Origin of the sequence: Bradyrhizobium sp. WBOS07 (genome assembly GCF_024585165.1) — a bacterium.
Taxonomy (GTDB): domain Bacteria; phylum Pseudomonadota; class Alphaproteobacteria; order Rhizobiales; family Xanthobacteraceae; genus Bradyrhizobium; species Bradyrhizobium japonicum_B.
Window position 1 is genome coordinate 1,326,268 of record NZ_CP029008.1, and the last position, 24,154, is coordinate 1,350,421.

Below are 24,154 nucleotides of genomic sequence, written 5' to 3' on the forward strand. Positions count from 1 at the left end.
GCAGTCCTAACCGGCCGGGGCGACTGAAGCGGCGAGATACTCGTTCCAGATCGCCTTTTCGCCCATCGTTGCGATGAAGGCCCGATGGGCCTCTCTTTCAGCATCCGAAACCCGCGGCGCGAGCGGCACCAGGCGCTGCCGCCGCGGCGTATCGCCCGCGGCATTGATGCGAATCTCTTCCCTCTCCGAGGCCAGAAGCAGCTGTGACTGCCGGGCTCCGACCAGGTCGACATAGACCTCGGCCAGCAGCTCGGCGTCCAGCAGCGCGCCGTGCTTGGTGCGGTGTGAATTGTCGATCGCATAGCGCGAGCAGAGATCATCGAGCCGGTTCGACACGCCCGGATGCTTGCGCCGTGCCAGCAGCAGCGTATCGACCAGCCGCTCCCGCGGGATCGCTGCGCGCTTGATCCGGTCGAGCTCGGCATTGATGAAGCTGATATCGAACGAGGCGTTGTGGATCACCAGCGGGTCGTCGCCGATGAACTCAAGAAACGCATCGACGACCTCGTGGAACAGCGGCTTGGTCGACAGGAATTCGGCCGATAGCCCGTGCACCGCGAAGGCTTCCGCCGGCATGTCCCGCTCAGGATTGATATAGACGTGATAGGTCTGGCCCGTCGGCATGCGGTTCAGGATCTCGACGCAGCCGATTTCGACCAGACGATCGCCGCGAAGCGGATCGAGGCCGGTGGTTTCGGTGTCGAGGACGATTTCGCGCATGTCTTGAGATCAGCGTCTTGAGATCAGGGTCGTGAGAGCCGTGTCAGGCGGCGAATCAGGTTCGCCGCTGCGGCATCTTAACGACCTCGGCCAGGATGTGCGCGATTTGCGCCCGCACCGGCTCCAGTCCGTGCGAGGTATCCACCACGAAATCCGCCCGCTTGCGCTTCTCGGCATCGGGCGTCTGCTTGGCGATGATGGCATCGAGCTTGGCTTCGTCCATCGTGCCCCGCGCCAGCACCCGCGCGCGCTGGAGTTCCGGCGAGGTCGACACCACGACCACGGCATCAACCCGCTTCTCGCCGCCGGTCTCGAACAGCAGCGGGATGTCGAGCACTACGACCGGCGCCTTGGCCGCCTCGGCCTCGGCGAAGAATTTTTGCCGGGAGGCGCCGAGCATCGGATGCACGATCTGCTCGAGCTGCTTGATCGCGGCGGGATCATGCACGACGCGCGCCGACAGCTTCGGCCGGTCCACCTTGCCGTTCACGGTGGTGCCGGGAAAGGCAGCCTCGATCGCCGGGGCTGCTTCGCCCTCATAGAGCTGATGCACCGCGGCATCGGCGTCGTAGACGGGCACACCGGCCTCCGCGAACAGTTTCGCGGTGGTTGATTTTCCCATCCCGATCGAACCGGTCAGTCCCAGGATCCGCATCAGCGCGCAGCCATCTCCCGTCGTCACACCGCAACTAGCCGCTCATGCCGCAGGAACGCAAGCAGCGGCAGCAGCGGCAGGCCGAGAATGGTGAAATGGTCGCCCTCGATGCGCTCGAACAAATGGACGCCCAGCCGCTCGAGCTGATAGGCCCCGACGCTGGTCGTGACGGCGTCGCCGGCCGCATCCAGATAGGCCGACAGCTCCGCATCGGTCATCCCACGCATGGTCATGCGGGCGATCGAGACATCTTCGAAGACAATCTTGTCGTCATGCGCCACGGCCACCGCTGAATTCAGCTCATGGCTGTTGCCGGTGAGATCCCGCAATTGCGCCAAGGCCTGGTCGCGGCCGGCCGGCTTGTTGAAGAGGCGGTTGCCAAGCGCCAGGGTCTGATCGGCGCCGATCACGTAGCTTCCGGGATGACGGGCAGAGACCGCCTTGGCCTTTTCACGCGAAAGCAGCAGGGCGATCTCGCGCGGATTTGACAGCGCCGAGGCGGCCTGAATGCCGCGTTCGTCGATATCGGCGGTAACAGCCATGAATTCCAGCCCGGCATTGGCCAGCAGCATTTTACGCGCGCTGCTCTGCGAGGCCAGGATCAATGGAGATGTGCCGCGCCACAGACCCATCGCGACAACTATTCGGACGGCCGATTGCGTTGGCGATCGCTGTAGAGCTTCATGATCGCGGCCGCGGTTTCCTCGATCGAGCGGCGGGTGACGTCCAGCAGCGGCCAATCGTGCTTGGCACTGAGCTTGCGCGCAAACGCGACCTCCTCGGTGACCGATTGCTTGTCGGTGTAGGTGTCGCTGCCGGACTCCGCGCCCATCGAGAGCAGGCGATTCTGACGGATCTGGATCAGGCGTTCAGGCGTCGCGTGCAGGCTGACGACCAGCGGCCGCGTCAGCGTCTCCAATTGCGAGGGCACCGGAATGCCCGGAACCAGCGGCACGTTGGCGGTGCGGATGCCGCGATTGGCGAGATAGATCGATGTCGGCGTCTTCGAGGTGCGGGAGACGCCGACCAGGACGACGTCGGCATCGTTGAGACCGTCGACATGCTGGCCGTCGTCGTGGATCATGGTGTAGTTCAGCGCATCGATGCGCTTGAAATATTCCGCGTTGAGGACGTGCTGGGCGCCGACGCGGCCCGTGGTCGCAGCCCCGAGATAGGCTTCGAACAGCTGCATCACCGGGCCGATGATCGACAGGCTCGGAACATTGATCTCCTTGCACTTGTCCTCGAGCCTGGAGACCAGATCCTTCTCCAGCAGCGTGAACAGCACGATTCCCGGGGCTTCCTCGATCTCGTCGAGCACGCGATCGAGCTGCTTCTGGCTGCGTACCAGCGGATAGACATGTTCGACCGGCGTGACATTGGCGTATTGGGCCGCGACCGCGCGCGCCACGGTGATCAGCGTCTCGCCGGTGGAGTCAGACACGAGGTGAAGATGGAAATAATTGTTCGAGGTCGGCACAAAAACTCTTTGTATGAGGGCGGGGCGAATTGTGGATTTCTGTGGAGCTTAACCCCTTGGAAAGGGTTGCGCGACACCGGGGGCGGGACAAGTGCCAATTTTGTTCACACCGCTGCCCCTCAGAACAAGTCTGCCGCCCCATCGGGCCGGAAATGGGATTGCGCGGACAAATGCCTTGATAAGCTGCCGACAGAATCGCGCAAGTCTTTGCAGCCGGCTGACTTATCGGAAGTCCGCAGACCTCGCCGGGATATGTGGATGGATGTGAACAAGCGCGCGTAAACTCGCGGATGGAATTGCATGAGTCCAATCCACGGTCACATAGACTCAAACCTTAAGAATCTAAGATTCTAGATTTGAGGAAGGCACTACGGACGGATATGTGTGCACGGTGAGACCTTAACGAGTTCTTACTATCCCCAGTTCCCTGCACTGGGCAGAAAGCCGGACCCGCGAAAATGTTCGAAGACATCTATCTCTGGATCAAGGCGCTGCACGTGATCGCCGTCATCGCCTGGATGGCCGGCATGCTCTATCTGCCGCGGCTGTTCGTCTATCATTCCGAGGCCGAGGTCGGCTCGAAGCAGTCGGAAACGTTCAAGGTCATGGAACGCCGGCTGCTCAAGGCCATCATCAATCCTGCCATGATGGTCACCTGGCTCGCCGGGCTCTATCTCGCCTGGTCCGGCCATTGGTTCTCGTTCGGCTGGCTGCACGTAAAACTTGCACTGGTGCTGGCGATGTCTGCGGTCCACGGCTATTTTTCTCGCTGGCTGAAGGATTTCGCCGCCGACCGGCGCCCGCGCACCCAGAAATTCTATCGCATTATCAATGAGGTGCCGACCGTGCTGATGATTTTCATCGTCATCATGGTGATCGTGAAGCCGTTCTAGGCAAGGCCCGTGACGATAAGCCCAGCGCTTCGGCTTGCGGAGCAGGAAGCGATTTTCTATATTGGCGACATCCCACCCAACGCAGGCGGATGTGGTTGTGTCTGAGCTTTCCAGAGGCCGGACACCGCATCAGGTTTGAAGCCTCACCGGCACTTAACCTTGCCAGACCTGCGGACCTTACCTTGTCACGTCCGCATTTCAGAGCCTCCTCGCACCCCCCTTCCAAGGTTACCCCACAGGACCACCCCAATGCGGGAAATTAAACTTCAGGACCTCAAGTCGAAGACGCCGGCCGAGCTCGTCTCGTTCGCGGAAGAGCATGGGGTCGAGAACGCCAGCACGATGCGCAAGCAGGAGCTGCTGTTCGCCATTCTCAAGCAGCTTGCGCTCGCCGAAACCGACATCGTCGGCGAGGGCGTCGTCGAGGTTCTCTCCGACGGCTTCGGTTTCCTGCGCTCACCCGATGCGAATTATCTGCCGGGCCCCGACGACATCTACGTTTCGCCGTCGCAGATCCGCCGTTTCGGCCTGCGCACCGGCGATACTATCGAAGGCCACATCCGCAGCCCGAAAGAGGGCGAGCGCTATTTCGCGCTGCTCAAGGTCAACACGCTCAATTTCGAGGATCCGGAAAAGGCCAAGCACAAGGTCAATTTCGACAACCTCACGCCGCTGTTTCCGAATCAGCGCTTCCGCATGGAGATCGACGATCCGACGCGGAAAGACTTGTCTGCACGGGTGATCGACATCGTCGCTCCCATCGGCAAGGGCCAGCGCGCTCTGATCGTGGCGCCGCCGCGCACGGGTAAGACCGTGCTGATGCAGAACATCGCGCACTCGATCACGCACAATCATCCCGAGTGCTACCTGATCGTGCTGTTGATCGACGAACGTCCGGAAGAAGTCACGGACATGCAGCGCTCGGTGAAGGGCGAGGTGGTGTCGTCGACCTTCGACGAGCCGGCGGTGCGCCACGTCCAGGTCGCCGAGATGGTGATCGAGAAAGCCAAGCGCCTGGTCGAGCATGGCCGCGACGTCGTGATCCTGCTCGATTCGATCACGCGCCTCGGCCGCGCCTACAACACCGTGGTGCCGTCATCCGGCAAGGTGCTGACCGGCGGTGTCGACGCCAACGCGCTGCAGCGCCCGAAGCGGTTCTTCGGCGCCGCCCGCAACATCGAGGAGGGCGGCTCGCTGACCATTATCGCGACCGCGCTGGTCGATACCGGCAGCCGCATGGACGAGGTCATCTTCGAAGAGTTCAAGGGCACCGGTAACTCGGAACTGATCCTGGACCGCAAGGTCTCGGACAAGCGCACCTTCCCGGCGATCGACATCTCGCGCTCCGGAACCCGCAAGGAGGAACTCATCACCGATCCGCAGGTGCTCAAGAAGATGTACGTGCTCCGCCGCATCCTCAATCCGATGGGCACGATGGACGCGATCGACTTCCTGCTCGACAAGCTGCGCTCGACCAAGAGCAATTCGGAGTTCTTCGACTCCATGAACACCTGAGTGCAGTGCAACATAAGTTGCTTAAGCTCAAAGGGCGCCTCGGGGCGCCCTTTTTATTGTGCAGACTTGTTGCAGCGGAGGCGCAGCATGGAGGCGACGTGATGCCGAAGCGCAGATTTACGTAATACGTTGATTTATATTCGGAATATTTTGACGTCCTGCTGTCCTTTGGATCAGCGCCGCGAATAATTGCAGCAAAAGTGTCGTGTTATGCTGCAGCGCAATATCAAGGTTGCTGCGGCAAGCGGCGCAGCAAACTATGCTGTCTCGTCCCCCCGGAACGGACATTTGCCTTTTGATCGGCAGCCGGACAAATAAGCCATGCATCCACGGGACCAGACCATCTTTGCATTGTCGTCCGGACGGGCACCGAGCGCGATCGCTGTGGTGCGGGTATCGGGATCTCAGGCTGGCCAGGTTCTGACCACGTTTGCCGGCCAATTGCCGGCTCCGCGCGTGGCGAGCCGCCGGCTGCTCCGCGACGGGGCGGGCCAGCCGATCGACGATGCGGTCGTGCTCTGGTTTCCAGGGCCGGCCAGCGCGACCGGCGAGGACGTCGCCGAGTTTCACGTCCATGGCGGCCGCGCGGTGCTGGCGGCGCTGCTCGACGCTATTTCGGTTATTCAGGATACGCGCGCAGCCGAGCCGGGTGAGTTCACGCGGCGGGCCTTCGAGAACGGCAAGCTCGACCTCACGGAAGCCGAGGGTCTCGACGATCTCATTCACGCCGACACCGACCGGCAGCGGCGCCAGGCGCTGCGGCAGTTGCAGGGCCTGCTCGGCGACCGCGCGCGCGACTGGCGCGAGCGGATCATCGAGGCGTCGGCGCTGGTCGAAGCCGGCATCGATTTCTCCGACGAAGGCGATGTGCCCGCCGAATTGACGGCGCCGGCCGTCGCGGCGATCAAGGCGCTGCATGGTGAAATTGCAAATGTCCTTGCGGCACAGGGACATTCTGAACGCCTGCGCGACGGGCTGGTGGTGGCGATCGCGGGCGAGCCGAATGTCGGCAAGTCGACGCTGATGAACCAGCTGGCGCGGCGCGAGGTCGCGATCGTCTCGCCGCATGCCGGCACCACGCGCGACGTGATCGAGGTCCAGCTCGACCTCGACGGCTATCCCGTCACGATCATCGACACCGCCGGCATCCGCGAAACCGACGATCCGGTCGAGCAGGAGGGCGTGCGCCGGGCGCGGGCGCGGGCCGAGGATGCCGACCTGGTGTTGTGGCTGGTCGAGTCCGGGCAAGCCGCCGATCCCGATATGACGCGGGCGCTTCGGAATTCCGGGAAGGATGCCGATCGGTCCGGTGGCCCGGTCTGGGTCGTCCGCAACAAGATCGATCTGGGTGGGGCTGGGAGCGCCTTGGTACCCGGCGAGTTTGCGATCTCGGCGCGTGATGGCGTCGGCACCCCGGAACTAATTCAGGCCCTCGTCAAATTCGCGGCCGAGTTCTTCGGAGCCAGCGAGGGCGCCATTGTGACCCGGGCGCGCCAGCGCGAGCTGTTGTGCCGCGCCTCGGACAGCTTGCGCCGGAGCCTTGAGCTTGTAGAAGAGGGCGAGGAGCTGGCCGCCGAGGAATTGCGAGCCGCCGCTTTTGCCCTCGGCCGGCTGCTGGGCCGGGTGGACGTCGAGGATGTCCTCGGGGCGATATTCCAGAAGTTTTGCATCGGAAAGTAGGTCTAGTTCTTCATTGTAGAACTAGCGCTTGTTCCACTTCTTGGTGTTTCACGTGAAACACTGGAAAAACCGTGTTTCACGTGAAACGTGGTCCACTGCCGGTTGCGGTCGAATGGAGGCGGCTGCGGCACCGACGCTCCACGCGTCCCGGACGCATCGCAGTCGCTTCGACGGTGCGCTGCTGAGCGGGACCACGACGTCGCAAACTGGCTCACAGCTTCTGGATCCCGGCTCTGCGCAGCAACGCGCGTTGTGCTGGTCTGGGCACGCGGAAGGTTGTGGAGTGCGTCGCTGCGTGAGAAAGGTGGTGGCCTCATTGCGTTCGACCAAGCGTGACGAGTTTCGCTGGGTGTCGGTAAGCCGGATGGCATCGGCGGCCCGTCTGCCTCGCGGCGGCCGAGCTTGTTTCACGTGAAACGTTACCGGCCGGCTTTCCGGCGCCTTGAAAACTACAGTCGCAACAATGCCCATTCTACTGTGCATGGGGTTGTTTTCGCAAAATTGGTTTCAGCTCCCGCCGTTTCACGTGAAACACCTCCCTCTCAGTTTCCGCTTTCGGCTTTCCCGCCTCTGAGCTAGAAAGTCCGCCCATGCGAACAGAGCGAGAGAGCTTCGACGTCATCGTGATTGGCGGCGGCCATGCCGGCTGTGAAGCCGCCGCCGCGTCCGCCCGGATGGGTGCGACGACCGCCCTGGTCACGCACCGCTTCTCAACCGTCGGCGCCATGTCCTGCAATCCCGCCATCGGCGGTCTCGGCAAGGGCCATCTGGTACGCGAGATCGATGCGCTCGATGGTCTGATGGGCCGCGTCGGCGACGCCGGCGGCATCCAGTTTCGCGTGCTCAATCGTCGCAAAGGTCCGGCTGTCCGTGGTCCCCGGGCCCAGGCCGACCGGAAGCTCTATGCGGCCGCGATGCAGGCCGCGATCCGTGAGACAGAGGGACTGTCCGTCATCGAAGGCGAGGCGGATGAACTGATCGTGGCAGAGGGGCGGATCACCGGTCTGCGTTTGGCCGATGGCCGCGAGCTTCGGGCAGGGGCCGTGGTGGTCACCACCGGCACGTTCCTGCGCGGTCTCATTCACCTCGGCGAGAAGAATTGGCCTGCCGGCCGTGTCGGCGAGGCCCCCGCCATGGGTCTTTCCGCCTCGTTTGAGCGCGCCGGCTTCACCTTGGGACGGCTCAAGACCGGCACGCCGCCGCGTCTGGACGGCAGCACGATCGACTGGGCCGCAGTCGAGATGCAGCCCGGAGACGAGCCGCCGGAGCCATTCTCGGTCATGACCGAGCGGATCACGACCCCGCAGATCCAGTGCGGGATCACCCGGACCAATGCGGCAACGCATGACGTGATCCGGGCCAATGTCCATCGCTCGCCGATGTACTCCGGCCAGATCAAGAGCTCCGGACCGCGCTATTGCCCATCGATCGAGGACAAGATCGTCCGCTTCGGCGACCGCGACGGCCACCAGATCTTCCTGGAGCCGGAAGGGCTCGACGACAGCACGGTCTATCCCAACGGCATCTCGACCTCGCTTCCCGAGGAGGTCCAGCTCGCGATCCTCGCCAGCATCCCTGGCCTGGAGCGAGTCAAGATGGTGCGTCCGGGCTATGCCATCGAGTACGACCACATCGACCCCCGCGAGCTCGATCCGACCCTGCAGACCAAGCGCCTGCGCGGTCTGTTCCTGGCCGGGCAGATCAACGGCACCACCGGATATGAAGAGGCCGCCGGGCAGGGCATCGTTGCCGGCCTGAACGCGGCGCTTGCTGCGAGCGGGGCGGCCCTGACGGTGTTCGACCGGGCCGACGGCTATCTCGGTGTCATGATCGATGATCTCGTCACCCGCGGGATCAGCGAGCCGTATCGGATGTTCACCTCGCGGGCCGAGTACCGGCTCACGCTGCGGGCTGACAATGCGGATCAGCGTCTGACCGAGAAGGGCATTGCGCTCGGATGTGTCGGAAACGCCCGGACCCTGCACCACCGCGCCAAGATGGACGCCCTGAATGCGGCCCGGATGCTGTCGAAGTCGCTGACGATCACCCCAAACGAGGCGATCAAGCACGGATTGTCCCTGAACCGGGACGGCCAGCGCCGGTCGGCCTTCGAGCTGATGGCCTATCCGGAGATCGGCTGGAGCCAGGTCCGGGCGATCTGGCCGGAGCTGGCGGGGATCGATCCTGTTATCGCGACCCATCTCGAGATCGACGCCAAGTACGACGTCTATCTCGAGCGCCAGAGCGCCGACGTCGAGGCCTTCCGGCGCGACGAGGGGATGGTGCTGTCAGAAGTCGATTACAGTCTCGTCCCAGGTCTTTCCAACGAGGTGCGGGCCAAGCTGGAGAAGGCGCGGCCATTCACCGTCGGCCAGGCGGGCCGGATCGACGGCATGACACCGGCGGCGCTCGGCATCCTCGCGGCCTATCTCCGCCGTGAGGGACGGAAGAGCTCCAGAGCCATCGCATAAGCCAATCGCAGGCGTTTCACGTGAAACAGCGCGGACCGGGCGGCGACAGACCGCTATCACGACGACCCGCTACGGGTCAGGGCGCGGGCCGCCGATCAGATCCCGCGCCGGCCAAACCGAAAATCGACAAGGCCAGCGCCAACGATGAGACGCTGGATTCCATCATCGCCGCTGACAAGCGCGCAGCACTGAAGCTCGCGCCTGTTTCACATGAAACGGAAGCGCGGCTCGATCGCTACATCGCGCTGCTGCGGGAGTGGCAGGCCAAGACCAATCTGGTCGCGCCCTCGACCCTGCCGCATCTTTGGACCCGGCACATCGCCGACTCGCTCCAGCTCATCGACCTCGCGCCCACGGCAAGACGTTGGGCTGACCTCGGCAGCGGCGGCGGCTTTCCCGGTGTCGTCCTGGCCTGCGCCATGGCGGGGATCCCGGGTGCCAGCGTCCATCTCGTCGAGCGGATCGCCAAGAAGGCGGCATTCCTGCGCGAAGCCGTTCGCATCACCACATCGCCGGGAGTCGTACATCTCGCTGAGATCGGGGATAATGTGGATAGAATCACCGGCCCGGTCGATTGCGTGACCGCGCGTGCGCTGGCTCCGCTACACCAACTCATCGGCTTTGCGGAGCCGCTGATGCGCCAGGGCGCGAAGGCGCTGTTTCTCAAGGGCCAAGATGTAGAGGCTGAATTGACCGAAGCCGCTAAATATTGGAATATTGAGCCTCAGCTGCACCAGAGCCGCACGGGCGACGGCTGGATCGTGGAGCTCAATGCCGCCGAACGGCGCAGCTGAGGCGCTCAGGGGTTGAGTGGGGAAATTTCGATGACCGTGATTGACGAGCCGCAGCAGGACAAGACGCAAGAGCCCACCGCGGAGGTGCCGCATGGCCATCCGCGCATCCTGGCGCTGGCGAATCAGAAGGGCGGCGTGGGAAAGACAACCACAGCGATCAATCTTGGCACCGCGCTCGCAGCGATCGGCGAACGTGTCCTGATCGTCGATCTCGATCCCCAGGGCAACGCCTCAACCGGCCTCGGCATCGACCGCCGCAACCGCTCCTGCTCGACCTACGACGTGCTGGTCGGCGAAGCTGCCCTGCGCGAAGCCGTGGTCTCGACTGCGGTGCCGCGGCTGCACATCGCGCCCTCGACCATGGATCTCTCCGGTCTCGAGCTCGAGCTCGGCACCACGCCCGGCCGTGCCTTCAAGCTGCGCGACGCCATCGGCGCGCTCAACAACAACGTCTCGCCGGACGCCGACTACACCTATGTGCTGATCGACTGCCCGCCTTCGCTGAATCTGCTCACGGTGAACGCGATGGCGGCGTCCGACGCGATCCTGGTGCCGCTGCAGTGCGAGTTCTTCGCGCTCGAAGGTCTGTCGCAATTGCTGCAGACCGTCGAGCAGGTGCGCTCGACGCTCAATCCGAACCTGTCGATCCACGGCATCGTGCTGACCATGTTCGACTCGCGCAACAACCTCTCCAACCAGGTCGTCGCCGACGTCCGCCAGTTCATGGGCGAGAAGGTCTACAAGACGATGATCCCGCGCAACGTGCGCATCTCGGAAGCGCCGTCCTACGGCAAGCCGGTGCTGGTCTACGATCTCAAATGCGTCGGCAGCGAAGCCTACTTGCGGCTCGCGACCGAAGTGATCCAGCGAGAGCGCGAACTGCGCACGACGCATTGACGTTGCCGTAGGGTGGGTTAGCCGAAGGCGTAACCCACCACTGTCTATCTCCGCGGAAACAGAAGAGGTGGGTTACGCTTCGCTAACCCACCTACGATTCGAAATTCAGTTCTGGAGTGCTGCACCGTGAATCCAAGGGAGCTGGCGATGGCCGATGAAGCGCGTTCGCGACTGGGCCGGGGACTTGCAAGTCTGATCGGTGACGTTGGCGGCGAGGCTCAGCATGTCGACCGTCCGCGCGCGCAGCGCAAGGTGCCGATTGAGTTCATCAAGGCCAATCCGCGCAATCCGCGCCGCACCTTTTCGGACGCCGAGCTGAAGGAGCTGAGCGAGTCCATCAAGCAGCATGGCGTGATCCAGCCGATCGTGGTGCGTCCCGTGAAGGGCGCGCAGGACCGCTACGAGATCATCGCTGGCGAACGGCGCTGGCGCGCTTCGCAGATGGCCGGCCTGCATGAGGTGCCGATCGTCCCGGTTGACATCAGCGACAGCGATGCGCTCGAGTTCGCGATCGTCGAGAACGTGCAGCGCGAGGACCTCAACCCGATGGAGGAGGCGCAGGGCTATCACGCGCTCGCCAACGAGTTCAAACGCAGCCAGGAAGACATCGCGAAGGTCGTCGGCAAGAGCCGCAGCCACGTCGCCAACATGATGCGGCTGACCAAGCTGCCGGCCGAGGTGCAGGCTTTCATCGCGACCGGCGAGCTGACCGCCGGCCACGCCCGCGCGCTGATCGGCGTTCCCGATCCGCTCGCCGCCGCCAAGCGCATCGTCGAGGAGGGCCTCAACGTCCGCCAGGCCGAGGCGCTGGCACATGAAGAGGGCGTGCCGGAACGCAAGCCGCAAAAGGCGCGCGCGACCGGGGGGAAGGAAAAGGACCCCGACACGATCGATCTGGAGAAGCGCGTCAGCGATGCGCTCGGCCTCAAGGTCACCGTCAACCACCGCGACCCCGGCGGCTCGGTCCAGATCAACTATCGCAACCTCGATCAGCTCGACGAGGTGATGAAGCGGCTGGCCAAGGGCGCGCTGTAACTCCGCTGTGTCGTGGCGCGGGCACTGATTTCTCTCGCGTCACCCTGAGGTGGCCGCTTCTTCAGCGGCCCTCGAAGGATGACGGATTGCCCACTTGCTTCGCTGCGCTCGCAATGACGTGGAGAGAGTTCGGCTCAGCCCCGCCGCTTCGCGTTCGCGGCGATCGCCATCAGCGTGCGCTGGGCGATGGCGGCGGCGAGTGTCGATTGCTTGCGGGTGTCGAGCGCCGCGGTCGCGAGCTGCTCGATGACGGCGGCGAGCTTCGTCACGCTGAAGTTGCGCAGCGCCGTTTCGACCGCGGGCTTTCGTGAGAAATGCAGGCGCGGAAAGCCGCCATCGAGCACGGCGGAGGCAGGCTGGCCGTCGGCGATGGCGAGCGCGGATTTGTGCAACCACGCAGCCTGGCGCTGCGCGGCGGAGATGATCACGCCGGGATAGGTGCCCGCGATCATGGCTTTTGCGAACTCGGTCTCGACGATGTCGGGCCGCCCGGCAAAGGCGCCGTCGACGATCGGGTCGAGCTTCAGCTCGGAGGCGTCGGCGACCACGGCCATCACGTCGTCCAGCGTGACCTCACCCTTGCCGTGGGCATAGAGGGTGAGTTTGCGCAGCTCGTTGCGCGAGGCCTGGCGGTCTCCGCCCAGGAACGACATCAGCGCCGCGCGGGCGTCCTGCGCGATACGCAGATTGGCGATGCGCAGCTCGTCGTCCATCAACTTGGCGAGGTCGCGCTCGGTGTCGGGATAGCAGCCGATCGCCACAGCCGTCTTGGCGCGCTCGCAGGCCTTGCGCAGCGGCGATTCCGGACGGAGCTCGCCGGCCTCGATCACGATGCGGCAATCCTTCACGTTCATCTCGGCCAGGGTGTCGATGCCGCCGGCAAAGCTGCGCGAGCCGGCGCGAACGCGAATGGCGCGGCGGCCGCCGAACAGCGGCACCGTCATCGCCTCGTCGACGAGGCGCGAGGGTTCGGCGGAAAGCTCGTCGCCATCGAGCCTGACCAGCGAGAACGGATCGTTGGGATCATCGACCGCCGATGCGATCAACGCATCGGCGCGCTCGCGCACCAGGCCGGCGTCGGGACCGTAGAGCAGGATGATCGGACGGCCCGCATCGGGGCGGGCCAGGAAGCTGTCGATCTCTTTTCCGCGCAGCGCGACCATGGTCCAGATTGTCATTCCGGGCGCGCACAGCGCGAACCCGGAATCCAGAGGTTTGGGATCGAGATTCCGGGTTCACGCTGCGCGTGCCCCGGAATGACGCAAGGGTATTACGTGCCCGCGGTAAAGAACGAGGCGAGCCGGGTCGTGATGTTCTCGGCAATCTCGTTGGCGGCCCGGTCCTCCGCATCGCGCACTGCGCGGGTGCGGGAGAAGCGCTGATAGGACCCCGGCATGTCATAGGACACGCGCGAGAAGGTCGAGCCGGACACGACGGACTTGCCGGTTACGACGTCGACCAGATTGTACTGGGCGTCGATGCCGAGATTTTCGCTGGTCGGCAATCCCGTCATGGTGCTGACGATCAGCGAGGAGCGGCTGGTGGTGAAGCGGATGTCCAGCCGGTGGGTCGGCGGCATGCCCGTCGCGGAGCCGTAGAGCTTGAAGGCGAGCGCGTTGCGGATCTCGACGCCGACGCGGGCCTCGCGGGAGGCATTGGGCTTGATGATCGGCGGCAGCTCGATGCCCATCAGCTTCTCGCGCAGGCCGGGGGTGCCGTCGTTTCGTTCGGCATACATCGGCTGGAAGCAGCCGGCCGTCAACGCGGCCAGGGCGGCGACCGCCAGCAAGCGGGCTGCGATGCGGATCCTAGCCGACAACATTTACGATCCTCTTGGGGACGATGATCACCTTGCGGACGGGCTTGCCGTCCAGGGCCAGCTTTACCGCATCGAGGGCCAAAACGGCAGCCTCGATTTCCGGATTCTGGGCCGCTGTTGCAACTGTGACCTCACCCCGCTTCTTGCCATTGACCTGGACCACCAGGGTCACGCTGTCCTCAACCAGCAAATCGCGTTCGATTTGGGGCCAATTGGCCTCGGAAACCAGCCCGCTCTGGCCCAGAACCTGCCAGCACTCCTCGGCGAGGTGCGGCATCATCGGGGAGAACAGCTGGACCAGGATCTGGCCGGCTTCCCGGATCGCCCAGGCGAGGTCAGCGGACGGCTGGCCGGGGCGCTGCAGGATCTCCGAGAAGGTATTGGCGAATTCGCGGATATGGGCGAGGCAGACGTTGAAGTGCAGCCGCTCGATCCCGGTGGTCACCTTGTCCAGCGCACCATGGGCGGCCTTGCGCAAGAGGGTGGCATCCGGGCCGAAGCTGGCCGGCCGGGCCGCCGGCGCGCCTTTGCCGGGCGCGACGGAATCGTTCACCAGCCGCCACAGCCGCTGCACGAAGCGCGAGGCGCCCTGGACGCGCTCGTCGCTCCAGATCACGTCGCGGTCGGGCGGGGAGTCCGACAACATGAACCAGCGGGCGACGTCGGCGCCGTAGGTCTCGATGATGTCGTCGGGGTCGACCGTGTTCTTCTTCGACTTCGACATCTTCTCGATCGGGCCGATCGTGATGTCCTCGCCCGTGCTGAGCAGGGTCGCGCGGCGCCCATTGCCGCCAACCTCGACCTTCACGTCGGCCGGCTGCACATAGGTACCGTCGGCCTTCTGGTAGGTCTCGTGCACCACCATGCCTTGCGTGAACATGCCGGCGAACGGCTCGTCCAGCGCGATGTGCCCGGTCGCCTTCATGGCACGGGTGAAGAAGCGGCTGTAGAGCAGATGCAGAATGGCGTGCTCGACGCCGCCGATATACTGGTCGACCGGCAGCATCCGGTTGGCGACCGCGGGCGTGGTCGGCGCGTTCTCGTTCCAGGGATCGGTGAAGCGCGCAAAATACCAGGACGAATCCACGAAGGTGTCCATGGTGTCGGTTTCGCGCTGGGCTTTGCCGCCGCATTTGGGGCAGGTGACGTGCTTCCAGGACGGGTGGTGATCGAGCGCGTTGCCGGGCTTGTCGAAGCTCACATCCTCCGGCAGCACCACCGGCAGATCGGCATCCGGCACAGGCACCACGTCGCACTTGGGGCAGTGGATGACGGGGATCGGGCAGCCCCAATAACGCTGGCGCGAAATGCCCCAGTCGCGCAGACGGAAATTGACCTGCCGCTCGCCGACCGGCGCGTTGCCGCGCAGCTCGCCCTCCAACCGCTTTGCGACCTCCTCCTTCGCTGCATCGATCGTCATGCCGTCGAGGAAGCGCGAATTGATCATGCGGCCGTCGCCGTCATAGGCGGTGTCGGTGATGACGAACGATTTCGGGTCCTGGCCCTCCGGACACACCACGGGTGTGTTGCCGAGACTGTACTTGTTGACGAAATCGAGGTCGCGCTGGTCGTGCGCCGGGCAGCCGAAGATGGCGCCGGTGCCGTATTCCATCAGCACGAAATTGGCGACATAGACCGGCAGCTTCCAGGAGGGATCGAACGGATGCACCGCGCGGATGCCGGTGTCGAAACCCTGCTTCTCCGCGGTGTCGATGATCGACTGTGCAGTGCCGATTTTCTTGATGTCGGAGATGAACTCGGCGAGTTCAGGGTTTTTCGCCGCCGCCGCCTGCGCCAGCGGATGATCCGCCGAGATCGCCATGAATTTTGCGCCGAACAGCGTGTCGGGGCGCGTGGTGAAGATCTTCAGCTCGGTTTCGCCGGCGGGCGTCGTCGCTGCGTCCAGCGCGAAACGGATCAAGAGGCCCTCGGAGCGACCGATCCAGTTGCGCTGCATCAGGCGCACCTTGTCGGGCCAGCGGTCCAGACCATCCAGTGCCGACAGCAATTCCTGCGAGTACTTCGTGATCTTGAAGACCCACTGGCTCATCTCGCGCTGCTCGACGATCGCACCTGAGCGCCAGCCGCGGCCATCGATGACCTGCTCGTTGGCGAGCACGGTCATGTCGACCGGATCCCAGTTCAGCTTGCGCTTCTCGCGCTCGGCGAGGCCGGCGGCGAGCATGTCCAGAAACATCTTCTGCTGGTGCTTGTAATAGCTGGGGTCACAGGTCGCGAATTCGCGGCTCCAGTCCAGCGACAGCCCGATCGAGCGGAGCTGCTTCTTCATCGCGGCGATGTTGTCGTAGGTCCAGGCCTTGGGCGCGACCTTGCGTTCGATCGCGGCATTCTCGGCCGGCAGCCCGAACGCGTCCCAACCCATCGGGTGCAGCACGTTGAACCCCTTGGCGCGCATGAAGCGGGCCAGCACGTCGCCGAGCGTGTAATTCCGGACATGGCCGATATGGATGCGCCCGGACGGGTAGGGGAACATCTCGAGCACATAATATTTCGGTCGCGAATCATCGTTCTTGGAGACGAAGATCGCCTGCTCGTCCCAGAGGCGTTGCCAGCGCGGTTCGGCGTCGCGGGCGTTATAGCGTTCGGAGGTCATGGAATCGTTGGGGTTTTTGTGGGTCCGGCCGTCTCAAGACGGCGGACTAGGCCATAGAAGACCTCGGGGGGTCAATGGGTTGCCGCGATCTGGAACTTTGTCCGCTCCTCCGCATAACTACGAGGGCCGATGTTGGGGCGCGATTAAGGGCTCGATGCCAATTTGCGGCCTGACAGGACCGCATGAGAGCGATGGATTCAAGCTTCGACGATCCCGATTACGATTATGCCGCCTCCATCGCCGGACGGGCGATGCGCAGCATGGCTGAACAGCGGATTGCGCCGACGCCGGCTAATTTTGCGGTCTGGTACCAATATTTCGCGGGCAGCCACGACGATCTGCGCAACGCGATCGATCTTTTGATCGACCACAATCGTCCGTTCGATGCCCGAACCAATCAGGACCTGTTCGAGACCTATGTCGCACCCCAGGTGAGTGCCATCGCCGTCGACACCTCCGAGCGGCTGCATGGGCTCATGGGTACGGCGAGGGAATTCCTGGCGACCGCGATCGCCGACAATCACTCGCAGATGCGGGTCATCAGCGAGGTGGCGGACCAGGGCAAGGCCGGCGTCGATCCGAAGGCGCTGGTCGCCCAGCTCTTGAATGAGCTGGCCCGGGCCGCCACGAAGGCGACCCAGCTCGAGGCCGGCTTTGCGGAGAAGACCCGCGAGCTCGACCAAATCAGGGATTCGCTCACGAGGTCCGAGCAGCGCGCGCGGACCGACACGCTGACGGGCCTCGCGAATCGGCGGGCGCTCGACGAATTCCTGCGCAAGGCGCAGGCGACTGCGGATTGGGGCGAGCCGCTCAGCGTGCTGATGCTCGACATCGACCACTTCAAGTCTTTCAACGACAATTTCGGCCACGGCGTTGGCGACCAGGTGCTGCGCCTGATGGCGAAGGTGTTGCGCGAGAAGGTTCGCCCGCAGGATCTGCCGGCCCGCTACGGCGGCGAAGAGCTGATCGCGGTGCTGCCGGCCGCCGATCTCGCCGATTGCGCCGAGATCGCCGAGCGCATCAGGCGCGCACTCGCCGAATGCACGATCACGCGCCGCTCGACCGGCGAGACCCTGCCCAATATCAGCGTGTCGATCGGCGTGGCGCAGTACCGGCCCGGCGAAGCGATCACCGATCTCATCGAGCGCTGCGACCGCGCACTCTATCTCGCCAAGGGCAGCGGTCGCAACCGCGTGGTGACGGAAGCCGAGCTCGATCGCACGGGCGCTGGCCAGTAGCAACCGCCCGCTAGGCGCTGGCCGCCATCATCATGTCAGGCGTGCCGCTCTCGATCGCCTGGATGCCGTGCTCGACGACATTGTTGCGGCCGCGGTGCTTGGCGGCATAGAGCGCGGCGTCGGCGGCTTCGATCAGGTCGCCGGGACGCAGGCTTTCGTTCGGCTTTGTCGCGGCAACGCCGATCGAGACGGTGACGATCATATGGGCCGAGGTGATGTGCGGCAGGCACAGCTTCAGCACCGTCGCGCGCACCTGTTCGCCGATCGCCACGGCGCGAGTCACATCGGTGTTCGGCAGCAACAGGCAGAATTCCTCGCCGCCATAGCGTGCCGCGAAGCCCATCGTGTCGGCGGCGATGCCGGACAGCGATTCGCCGAGCCTGGTCAGGCAGGAATCGCCTTCGAGATGACCATAGGTGTCGTTGAACAGCTTGAAATGATCGACGTCGATCATCAGCAGCGCGAGGTCGCTGCCATATTGCTGCGCGCGCATCCATTCGAAGTCGAGCCGGCTCTGGAAGCCGCGGCGGTTGGCGAGGCCGGACAGCATGTCGATCGAGGCCATCACCGTCAGCCGGTCGTTGCTCGCGATCAGCTCGCGTTCGCGCTGGCTCAGTTGCGCGGCCATCGCGTTGAAGGCGCGGGCCAGCGGCACGAACTCGGCCGGCAGGCGATTGCGCGCCGCGCGGGCCGATAGATCGCCCTCGCCGAGGCGCTTGGCCATGTCGACCAGCATCTCGATCGGCTTGATGACGAGCTTTTCGGCAGCGATCAGCGCACCGAGCAGGACGAACACGACGACGAAAGCGAGCTGGAGATAGGCGGTGCGGATGTCGCGGCTGACCGCCGCGGAGACCTTGTCTTCGTCGATGCTGGCGATCAGGCGCGCGTTGGTGCCGGCGATTCGGATGTAGCTGACCGCGCGGCGCGAGCCGTCGGCGGCGAGGAAGGACAGTGAGCCCTCGTCCTGGTCCGACCGCAGCGCCCGGTCGGCGATGGCCGCCATCAGCGGCATCCTGTCGAGGGGACGGCCGATCACGCCGTGCTGATCCGCCGGCGCGGCCAGCACGGTGCCTGCGCTGTCGACCAGCACGGCGGTGATGCCGGCGCGGCTGCCGAGGTTGTTCATCACCTTCGACATCCAGTCGAGGTTGACCGTGGCGAGCACGACGGCGTCGGCGACACCGCTGAACACGGACACCGGGTAGACTGCCATGACGGTCGGCGTCTGGACCGGCCGCGACAGGATGAAATCGCTCAGCACGAAGCGGCCGCTCTCCTGGGCCTGCTGAAAATAGGGCCGGTCGCTGAGGTCGAGGCCGACATAGGTGTTGTTGGTGGCGCATTGGATGCGTCCGTCCTGGCCCGCGATCATGAGCGTGCGGATCCACGGCAGATTCGACGGCAGGCTTGCGCGCAGCACGTCGCAGCTCTTGCTGATGCCGCCGGCGGAGGCGCGGATGAAAGCTTCCGCTTTCAGGATGGTCTCGACCGAGGAGATCACCTCGCGTTGCGCGTCGGCGCTGTGTCTTGCGATGGTGGTGAATTCAACCGTGGCCTGCGCGATCTGCCGCGCGCGGGTGTCTTCGAGCGAGCGGATCCGCTCGAACATCAAGGGCGCCACCAGGATCACCGCGAGCAGCGCAAGCCGCGCCCGGATTCCGAGAACCTGCTTGAGTTTCGCTCGCTTGCGGTTGAGACTAATGCTTGTCATCTTCGTTACCCACCCCGCAGGGCAAGGTAAAGCGAAGGGTTCAAAAACTCTTTCTTGAACTCGGTAAAATTGGACTTACCTCGGTTAGAACCATAGCCAATCGACGTCATGACAGAAGCCAACGCCGCGCCGGTAACCGGCCATTCACCAAACGCGCTCGCCGCGGTCGAAGCGGAAATCGCCCGCGCCTGCAAGGATGCGCGGCGTGATCGCGCCTCCGTGACGCTGATTGCCGTGTCCAAGACTTTCGCCGCGGATGCCATTGTCCCGGTCATCGAGGCCGGACAGCGCGTATTCGGCGAGAATCGGGTGCAGGAGGCCAAAGGCAAGTGGCCCGCATTAACATCTGTTTACCCCGGCATCGCGCTGCATCTGATCGGACCGCTGCAATCCAACAAGGCGAAAGAGGCGGTCGCGTTGTTCGATGCCATCCACTCGGTGGACCGTCCGAGCATTTGCCAAGCGTTAGCCAAGGAAATCGAATCCCAGAACAAGCACCCGCAGCTCTTCGTCCAGATCAACACCGGCGAAGAGCCGCAGAAGGCCGGCGTCGCGCCAGGCGAGGCCGACGCCTTCCTCGCCAGCTGCCGCGACACCTATGGGCTGACGATCTCCGGGTTGATGTGCATCCCGCCGGTCGATGAACCGCCGGCGGCGCATTTCGCGCTGACCGCCAAGATCGCCGCGCGCAACGGATTGACGAATCTCTCGATGGGCATGAGCGCCGATTTCGCCACCGCGATCATGCTCGGTGCCACCCATGTGCGGATCGGGAGCGCGATCTTCGGGCATCGGTGAGAGTCGTTGGCGAAAGCCGTGCCCCAACCGAGTTCTTGAGTTCGTCATTGCGAGCGTAGCGAAGCAATCCAGGATCTTTCCGCGGAGGTAGTCTGGATTGCTTCGTCGCAAGGGCTCCTCGCAATGACGGCAGAGCTGACTACACGAACCCCACCGACACCTTGCCCAGTACCCCGAAGTCCACGGCAAGATGATCGCCGGCCGCGATCGGCAGCGGCGGATGGCAGGTGCCGGTGGTCACCACCTGCCCTGCCCGCAAGGTGATGCCGAGCCCGGAGAGCTCATTGGCAAGCCAGGCGAGTGCAGCGCGGGGATCGCCGAGCACGTTCCTGCCGTGGCCGACATAGCGCTCGCCGCGCAGCGTGATCGTTGGCCGCTCCTCGACGAGATCCATCGCACGCCAATTCGCAGCGGTCGCCGCGCCGAGCACGAACAAATGCGCGCAGGCATTGTCGGCGATCAGCTGCGCCTCGCCGGCTCGGACGAAATCGGCAAAGCGCGAGTCCGGAATCTCGATCGCGGGATGGAAGCTGTCGACGGCGGCCAGCACCTCGTCGATCGTATAGGACGCTGCGCGCGGGGGCAGATCGCGTCCCATCCGGAAAGCGAATTCAGGCTCGCCGACGCGCATCTCGTTGCCCGTCATCGACGCGGTCCCGCCGTCGGCGATGACCGTGTCGCTCATGATGCGGCCGGCCAGCGGTCCCGTGACATTGATGTGCTTCTGTCCTGATATGCTGGTGGCGGCGATCTTCCAGCCGAACAGCTGTCCAGGCGACAGGGTCTCGAGCGCAGCCTGGATGGCGTAGCCCTCAGTGCGGCTCTGCGGCTGCAAATCCACCTCCAGCGCGTCAAGCTTGGTGCCGTCGCGCCAATGCTGAACGAGCATGCGCGAAGCCGTCGCGATCTGATCCTTGTCGAGCATCTGTCTCACCCGATGATGATTCTCGTTCGCGGGCCCAGGCGCCGCAGCAATTGCAGCATCGCCGATTTCGTCATCGAGACGCAGCCCGCGGTCGGGCCGAAATTGTCGCGGGCCAAGTGCAGGAATACCGCGCTGCCACGGCCGGCGATCCGTGGCCGCGTGTTGTGGTCGATTTCGACGATGAAGTCATAGAGATGGTCGGCGCGCTTGAGCCGGTCGCCGCCCTGCCCCTCGCTCAGCCGGATCCCCTGGTTGTAATGGCGGTCTCGGGGATCCTCGCACCAGGCGTCCTCGCCGGTGATGATCCGGGCCGGCAGGAAGCTCTGCGGGCGGCTGTGGCGGTCGCCCCGCCACCACAATCGCCGGGGGCGGAAGCTGCCTCTGGGGGTGCCGCCGTCGCCCTCGCGCTTGTTGGCGAGGATGCCGCCCCGCCCCAGCGCAACCGGGATGGTCAGCGATCCCGCCGTCAGCCAGCCTCGCCTGGGATTGCCGGCAGCAGGCTTAACGCGGATCGTTCGAAGCGGTCCGGCGCTTCGATTCATGGTGTAACCGACTGAAGCAGCTCTATTTTTCATGTGAACGTGCAATGTCGAATTCATTACAGGACATTCATCAAATCGCCCTGCTATTCTGGGTTAGAGTGGTTCTGGCTTGTGAATCGGTGACAGCCCACTACTTCAACACGAACAACAATAACAACAGCGACCCCTAAACTTCCCCTCACGGCTGGGTGCGGCATGGATGCGCGCCGAGCTGGACCCCAAAAGGATGACCCCCTATGGCCAATGCCCGCAAGATCCTCATCGTGGATGACGATACCGATCTGCGCGATACGTTGGTGGAGCAATTATCGCTACACGAAGAATTCGAAGCCTCCGCCGTCGATACCGGCGCGAAAGGCGCGAGCGCCGCCAAGGCCAATGCGCCCGATCTCGTTCTGATGGATGTCGGGCTGCCCGACACCGACGGCCGTGAGGTGGTCCGCTCCTTGCGCAAGGGCGGCTTCAAGGCCCCGATCATCATGCTGACCGGGCACGACACCGATTCCGATACGATTTTGGGGCTGGAATCCGGCGCCAACGATTATGTGGCCAAGCCCTTCCGCTTCGCTGTCCTGCTGGCCCGCATCCGCGCCCAGCTCCGCCAGCACGAGGCCAGCGAGGACGCGGTGTTCTCGGTCGGCCCCTATTCCTTCCGTCCCGGCTCGAAAATGCTCACCGCGGCCAATGCGCGCAAGGTGCGGCTGACGGAGAAGGAAACCGCCATCCTCCGCTTCCTCTACCGGGCCGGCCAGATGCCGGTCTCGCGCGAGACCCTGCTCCAGGAGGTCTGGGGCTATAATTCCGGCGTCACCACCCACACGCTGGAGACCCACATCTACCGCCTGCGCCAGAAGATCGAGAAGGATGCCGCCAACCCGGAAATCCTGGTGACGGAAGCCGGTGGCTACAAGCTGGTGCCGTGATACGCTCGAAGGGCGTGCGAATCGCTTGAGATCGCATGCCCTTGAGCCTCGGATCTGAATGTCGATCGACGACGACGTAGCGCTTCTCGAGCGGGTCCCGACACTGCGCCTGTTGGGCGACGCCTCGTTGCGCATGCTGGCGATCGGCTCCGAGCAGCGTGACTTCGTCCGCGGCGACACCCTGTTCAATCTCGGCGATGACGCCGATGCCGGCTTCGTGGTCCAGCGCGGCGCCTTCCGGGTCGAGGACGGCGCCGGCGCCGAGATGATCGCTGGTCCCGGCGCGCTGATCGGCGAGCTCGCGCTGGTGGTGCCGATGAAGCGGCCGTCGAGCGCGATCGCGCTGGAGCATTCCTCCGTCATCCGCGTCGCCCGCAGCCTGTTCCAGCGCGTGCTCGAAAGCGACCCCGCCGCCGCCGTGCGCCTGCGCGACGAATTCGCGGTACGCTCCAGCCAGATCGCCAGCGACATCTTGATGGCTGGCGCGAAGCTGACCAGCTGAGCGCGGTAGCTTCGTAGCCCGGATGGAGCGCAGCGTAATCCGGGATTCTCGCGTGCGGAAAGACTGCCCCGGATTGCGCTGCGCTCCATCCGGGCTACCGGACCTCAAACCTCCAGCGTCACCGTCACGGGCACGTGGTCCGACGGCCGCTCCCAGCTCCGCGCATCGCGCAGGATCTTGAAATCGCTGACCGCGTCCTTCAACGCGCGCGAGACCCAGATGTGGTCGAGCCTGCGGCCGCGGTCGCCGACGGTCCAGTCGGGCGAGCGGTAGCTCCACCAGGTATAGACTTTCTCCGACATCGGAATGCGGTCGCGCGCGACGTCGACCCATTCGCCGGCTTCGAGCGCGGCCTTGAGCTTCTCGGTTTCCACCGGCGTATGCGAGACCACCTTCAAGAGCTGCTTGTGCGACCACACGTCGTTCTCGTGCGGGGCGACGTTGAGATCGCCGACCAGGATGTGGCGATCCTCCCCGCGCGGATGCAGCGGCTCGCACGCTTTCATCTCGTCGAGGAAGCGGAGCTTGTGGTCGAACTTCTCGTTCAGCGCGGGATCGGGGATGTCACCGCCGGCGGGCACGTAGAAATTATGCAGCACCAGCGGCTTTGCGATATTGGCCTTCTCGCCGAACGACACCGAGATATGACGCGAATCCACCTTGTCGCAGAAGGTGCGGATGTCCTTCGAGTCGAACGGGACCTTCGAGACGATGGCGACGCCGTGATAGCCCTTCTGTCCGTTCAGCGCGACGTGCTCGTAGCCGAGTCGTTTGAAGCGCTTCAGCGGAAAGGCGTCGTCGATGCACTTGGTCTCCTGCAGGCACAGCACGTCCGGCCGCGCGCTCTTGAGGAATTTCGCGACCAGATCGATGCGCAGCCGCACCGAATTGATGTTCCAGGTTGTCAGGGAAAGACGCATGGGAAATGCGTCTTAGCAA

22 protein-coding genes are annotated in these 24,154 nt (G+C 64.2%); 11 read left to right on the top strand and 11 right to left on the bottom strand.

Going from position 1 to position 24,154, the window contains the following annotated elements; genetic code table 11:
* Positions 1–6: 6 nt before the first annotated feature.
* Genes dnaQ through DCM79_RS06260 form a run of 4 tightly spaced genes read right to left on the bottom strand, consistent with a single transcriptional unit; the run spans position 7 to position 2,855 of the window.
* The gene (dnaQ, locus tag DCM79_RS06245) at positions 7–720 is read right to left on the bottom strand and encodes a DNA polymerase III subunit epsilon (protein ID WP_257179116.1); all 714 of its coding nucleotides are present in this window, start codon (positions 718–720) and stop codon (positions 7–9) included.
* 55 nt (positions 721–775) lie between these two features.
* A complete protein-coding gene (coaE, locus tag DCM79_RS06250; RefSeq protein WP_257179117.1) occupies positions 776–1,375 on the bottom strand; it encodes a dephospho-CoA kinase in 600 nt (199 codons plus the stop codon).
* A gap of 23 nt (positions 1,376–1,398) precedes the next feature.
* The gene (locus tag DCM79_RS06255) at positions 1,399–2,007 is read right to left on the bottom strand and encodes a Maf family nucleotide pyrophosphatase (RefSeq protein WP_257179118.1); all 609 of its coding nucleotides are present in this window, start codon (positions 2,005–2,007) and stop codon (positions 1,399–1,401) included.
* An 8-nt stretch (positions 2,008–2,015) separates the two neighbouring features.
* Positions 2,016–2,855 (bottom strand): pyruvate, water dikinase regulatory protein, encoded by an 840-nt coding sequence (locus tag DCM79_RS06260; RefSeq protein WP_128921096.1) that lies wholly within the window; start codon positions 2,853–2,855, stop codon positions 2,016–2,018.
* A 458-nt stretch (positions 2,856–3,313) separates the two neighbouring features.
* On the opposite strand from DCM79_RS06260, the gene hemJ reads away from it, so the two are divergent.
* The 7 genes from hemJ (at position 3,314) to DCM79_RS06295 (ending at position 12,140) form a co-directional block, all read left to right on the top strand.
* The gene (gene hemJ, locus DCM79_RS06265; RefSeq protein ID WP_257179119.1) at positions 3,314–3,748 is read left to right on the top strand and encodes a protoporphyrinogen oxidase HemJ; all 435 of its coding nucleotides are present in this window, start codon (positions 3,314–3,316) and stop codon (positions 3,746–3,748) included.
* Between the two features lie 249 nt (positions 3,749–3,997).
* Positions 3,998–5,263, top strand: a complete 1,266-nt coding sequence (gene rho, locus DCM79_RS06270) for a transcription termination factor Rho (RefSeq protein WP_028133442.1) — start codon at positions 3,998–4,000, stop codon at positions 5,261–5,263.
* Between the two features lie 321 nt (positions 5,264–5,584).
* On the top strand, positions 5,585–6,943 hold the full coding sequence (gene mnmE, locus DCM79_RS06275) for a tRNA uridine-5-carboxymethylaminomethyl(34) synthesis GTPase MnmE (protein WP_257179121.1): 1,359 nt from the start codon (positions 5,585–5,587) through the stop codon (positions 6,941–6,943).
* A gap of 590 nt (positions 6,944–7,533) precedes the next feature.
* Complete coding sequence (mnmG, locus tag DCM79_RS06280) at positions 7,534–9,414, top strand: tRNA uridine-5-carboxymethylaminomethyl(34) synthesis enzyme MnmG (RefSeq protein ID WP_257179122.1); 1,881 nt, start codon at positions 7,534–7,536, stop codon at positions 9,412–9,414.
* Between the two features lie 20 nt (positions 9,415–9,434).
* The gene (gene rsmG, locus DCM79_RS06285) at positions 9,435–10,208 is read left to right on the top strand and encodes a 16S rRNA (guanine(527)-N(7))-methyltransferase RsmG (protein WP_373568109.1); all 774 of its coding nucleotides are present in this window, start codon (positions 9,435–9,437) and stop codon (positions 10,206–10,208) included.
* A gap of 30 nt (positions 10,209–10,238) precedes the next feature.
* A complete protein-coding gene (locus DCM79_RS06290; RefSeq protein ID WP_028133438.1) occupies positions 10,239–11,105 on the top strand; it encodes a ParA family protein in 867 nt (288 codons plus the stop codon).
* A 147-nt stretch (positions 11,106–11,252) separates the two neighbouring features.
* Entirely contained in the window at positions 11,253–12,140 is an 888-nt protein-coding gene (locus tag DCM79_RS06295; RefSeq protein ID WP_257179123.1) for a ParB/RepB/Spo0J family partition protein, read from the top strand.
* Positions 12,141–12,274: 134 nt separating this feature from the next.
* Here the strand turns inward: DCM79_RS06295 and holA are convergent, their stop codons facing one another.
* The 3 genes from holA to leuS all read right to left on the bottom strand — a co-directional run bounded on the left by holA (position 12,275) and on the right by leuS (position 16,573).
* Positions 12,275–13,303 (bottom strand): DNA polymerase III subunit delta, encoded by a 1,029-nt coding sequence (gene holA / locus DCM79_RS06300; protein WP_257180708.1) that lies wholly within the window; start codon positions 13,301–13,303, stop codon positions 12,275–12,277.
* Between the two features lie 107 nt (positions 13,304–13,410).
* Complete coding sequence (gene lptE, locus DCM79_RS06305; RefSeq protein WP_028133435.1) at positions 13,411–13,962, bottom strand: LPS assembly lipoprotein LptE; 552 nt, start codon at positions 13,960–13,962, stop codon at positions 13,411–13,413.
* Positions 13,949–16,573 (bottom strand): leucine--tRNA ligase, encoded by a 2,625-nt coding sequence (leuS, locus tag DCM79_RS06310; protein WP_257179124.1) that lies wholly within the window; start codon positions 16,571–16,573, stop codon positions 13,949–13,951. Before leuS ends, lptE begins: the two co-directional genes overlap by 14 nt.
* 191 nt (positions 16,574–16,764) lie before the next feature.
* Here leuS and DCM79_RS06315 point away from each other — a divergent pair, with 191 nt between their 5' ends.
* Complete coding sequence (locus DCM79_RS06315) at positions 16,765–17,811, top strand: GGDEF domain-containing protein (protein ID WP_257179125.1); 1,047 nt, start codon at positions 16,765–16,767, stop codon at positions 17,809–17,811.
* A gap of 10 nt (positions 17,812–17,821) precedes the next feature.
* Here DCM79_RS06315 and DCM79_RS06320 read toward each other — a convergent pair whose 3' ends face one another.
* Entirely contained in the window at positions 17,822–19,525 is a 1,704-nt protein-coding gene (locus DCM79_RS06320; RefSeq protein WP_257179126.1) for a diguanylate cyclase domain-containing protein, read from the bottom strand.
* 108 nt (positions 19,526–19,633) lie between these two features.
* On the opposite strand from DCM79_RS06320, the gene DCM79_RS06325 reads away from it, so the two are divergent.
* Positions 19,634–20,323, top strand: a complete 690-nt coding sequence (locus DCM79_RS06325; RefSeq protein ID WP_257179127.1) for a YggS family pyridoxal phosphate-dependent enzyme — start codon at positions 19,634–19,636, stop codon at positions 20,321–20,323.
* A 139-nt stretch (positions 20,324–20,462) separates the two neighbouring features.
* On the opposite strand, the gene DCM79_RS06330 is transcribed toward DCM79_RS06325, so the two are convergent.
* Together DCM79_RS06330 and DCM79_RS06335 are read right to left on the bottom strand one after the other, a co-directional pair.
* Entirely contained in the window at positions 20,463–21,248 is a 786-nt protein-coding gene (locus DCM79_RS06330) for a 2-keto-4-pentenoate hydratase (protein ID WP_257179128.1), read from the bottom strand.
* Positions 21,249–21,253: 5 nt separating this feature from the next.
* Positions 21,254–21,823 carry a L,D-transpeptidase family protein gene (locus DCM79_RS06335; RefSeq protein WP_028133429.1) on the bottom strand — a complete coding sequence of 190 codons (570 nt, stop codon included), beginning with the start codon at positions 21,821–21,823 and terminating at the stop codon, positions 21,254–21,256.
* Positions 21,824–22,026: 203 nt separating this feature from the next.
* Between DCM79_RS06335 and DCM79_RS06340 the strand changes: the two genes are divergently transcribed.
* On the top strand, positions 22,027–22,713 hold the full coding sequence (locus DCM79_RS06340) for a response regulator transcription factor (RefSeq protein ID WP_007598630.1): 687 nt from the start codon (positions 22,027–22,029) through the stop codon (positions 22,711–22,713).
* A 58-nt stretch (positions 22,714–22,771) separates the two neighbouring features.
* Positions 22,772–23,215, top strand: a complete 444-nt coding sequence (locus DCM79_RS06345; RefSeq protein WP_028133428.1) for a cyclic nucleotide-binding domain-containing protein — start codon at positions 22,772–22,774, stop codon at positions 23,213–23,215.
* A 104-nt stretch (positions 23,216–23,319) separates the two neighbouring features.
* Here DCM79_RS06345 and xth read toward each other — a convergent pair whose 3' ends face one another.
* Positions 23,320–24,135 (bottom strand): exodeoxyribonuclease III, encoded by an 816-nt coding sequence (gene xth / locus DCM79_RS06350; protein WP_257179129.1) that lies wholly within the window; start codon positions 24,133–24,135, stop codon positions 23,320–23,322.
* Positions 24,136–24,154: the final 19 nt, after the last annotated feature.

Coding starts and splice junctions, on each gene's coding strand:
- xth (WP_257179129.1), bottom strand. CDS start 24,135: ATGCGTCTTTCCCTGACAACCTGGAACATCAATTCGGTGCGGCTGCGC.
- holA (WP_257180708.1), bottom strand. CDS start 13,303: ATGGTCGCGCTGCGCGGAAAAGAGATCGACAGCTTCCTGGCCCGCCCC.
- DCM79_RS06345 (WP_028133428.1), top strand. CDS start 22,772: ATGTCGATCGACGACGACGTAGCGCTTCTCGAGCGGGTCCCGACACTG.
- DCM79_RS06255 (WP_257179118.1), bottom strand. CDS start 2,007: ATGGGTCTGTGGCGCGGCACATCTCCATTGATCCTGGCCTCGCAGAGC.
- DCM79_RS06330 (WP_257179128.1), bottom strand. CDS start 21,248: ATGCTCGACAAGGATCAGATCGCGACGGCTTCGCGCATGCTCGTTCAG.
- DCM79_RS06340 (WP_007598630.1), top strand. CDS start 22,027: ATGGCCAATGCCCGCAAGATCCTCATCGTGGATGACGATACCGATCTG.
- hemJ (WP_257179119.1), top strand. CDS start 3,314: ATGTTCGAAGACATCTATCTCTGGATCAAGGCGCTGCACGTGATCGCC.
- DCM79_RS06290 (WP_028133438.1), top strand. CDS start 10,239: ATGACCGTGATTGACGAGCCGCAGCAGGACAAGACGCAAGAGCCCACC.
- DCM79_RS06295 (WP_257179123.1), top strand. CDS start 11,253: ATGGCCGATGAAGCGCGTTCGCGACTGGGCCGGGGACTTGCAAGTCTG.
- DCM79_RS06320 (WP_257179126.1), bottom strand. CDS start 19,525: ATGACAAGCATTAGTCTCAACCGCAAGCGAGCGAAACTCAAGCAGGTT.
- rho (WP_028133442.1), top strand. CDS start 3,998: ATGCGGGAAATTAAACTTCAGGACCTCAAGTCGAAGACGCCGGCCGAG.
- mnmG (WP_257179122.1), top strand. CDS start 7,534: ATGCGAACAGAGCGAGAGAGCTTCGACGTCATCGTGATTGGCGGCGGC.
- lptE (WP_028133435.1), bottom strand. CDS start 13,962: ATGTTGTCGGCTAGGATCCGCATCGCAGCCCGCTTGCTGGCGGTCGCC.
- DCM79_RS06325 (WP_257179127.1), top strand. CDS start 19,634: ATGACAGAAGCCAACGCCGCGCCGGTAACCGGCCATTCACCAAACGCG.
- dnaQ (WP_257179116.1), bottom strand. CDS start 720: ATGCGCGAAATCGTCCTCGACACCGAAACCACCGGCCTCGATCCGCTT.
- leuS (WP_257179124.1), bottom strand. CDS start 16,573: ATGACCTCCGAACGCTATAACGCCCGCGACGCCGAACCGCGCTGGCAA.
- coaE (WP_257179117.1), bottom strand. CDS start 1,375: ATGCGGATCCTGGGACTGACCGGTTCGATCGGGATGGGAAAATCAACC.
- DCM79_RS06315 (WP_257179125.1), top strand. CDS start 16,765: ATGGATTCAAGCTTCGACGATCCCGATTACGATTATGCCGCCTCCATC.
- mnmE (WP_257179121.1), top strand. CDS start 5,585: ATGCATCCACGGGACCAGACCATCTTTGCATTGTCGTCCGGACGGGCA.
- DCM79_RS06335 (WP_028133429.1), bottom strand. CDS start 21,823: ATGAAAAATAGAGCTGCTTCAGTCGGTTACACCATGAATCGAAGCGCC.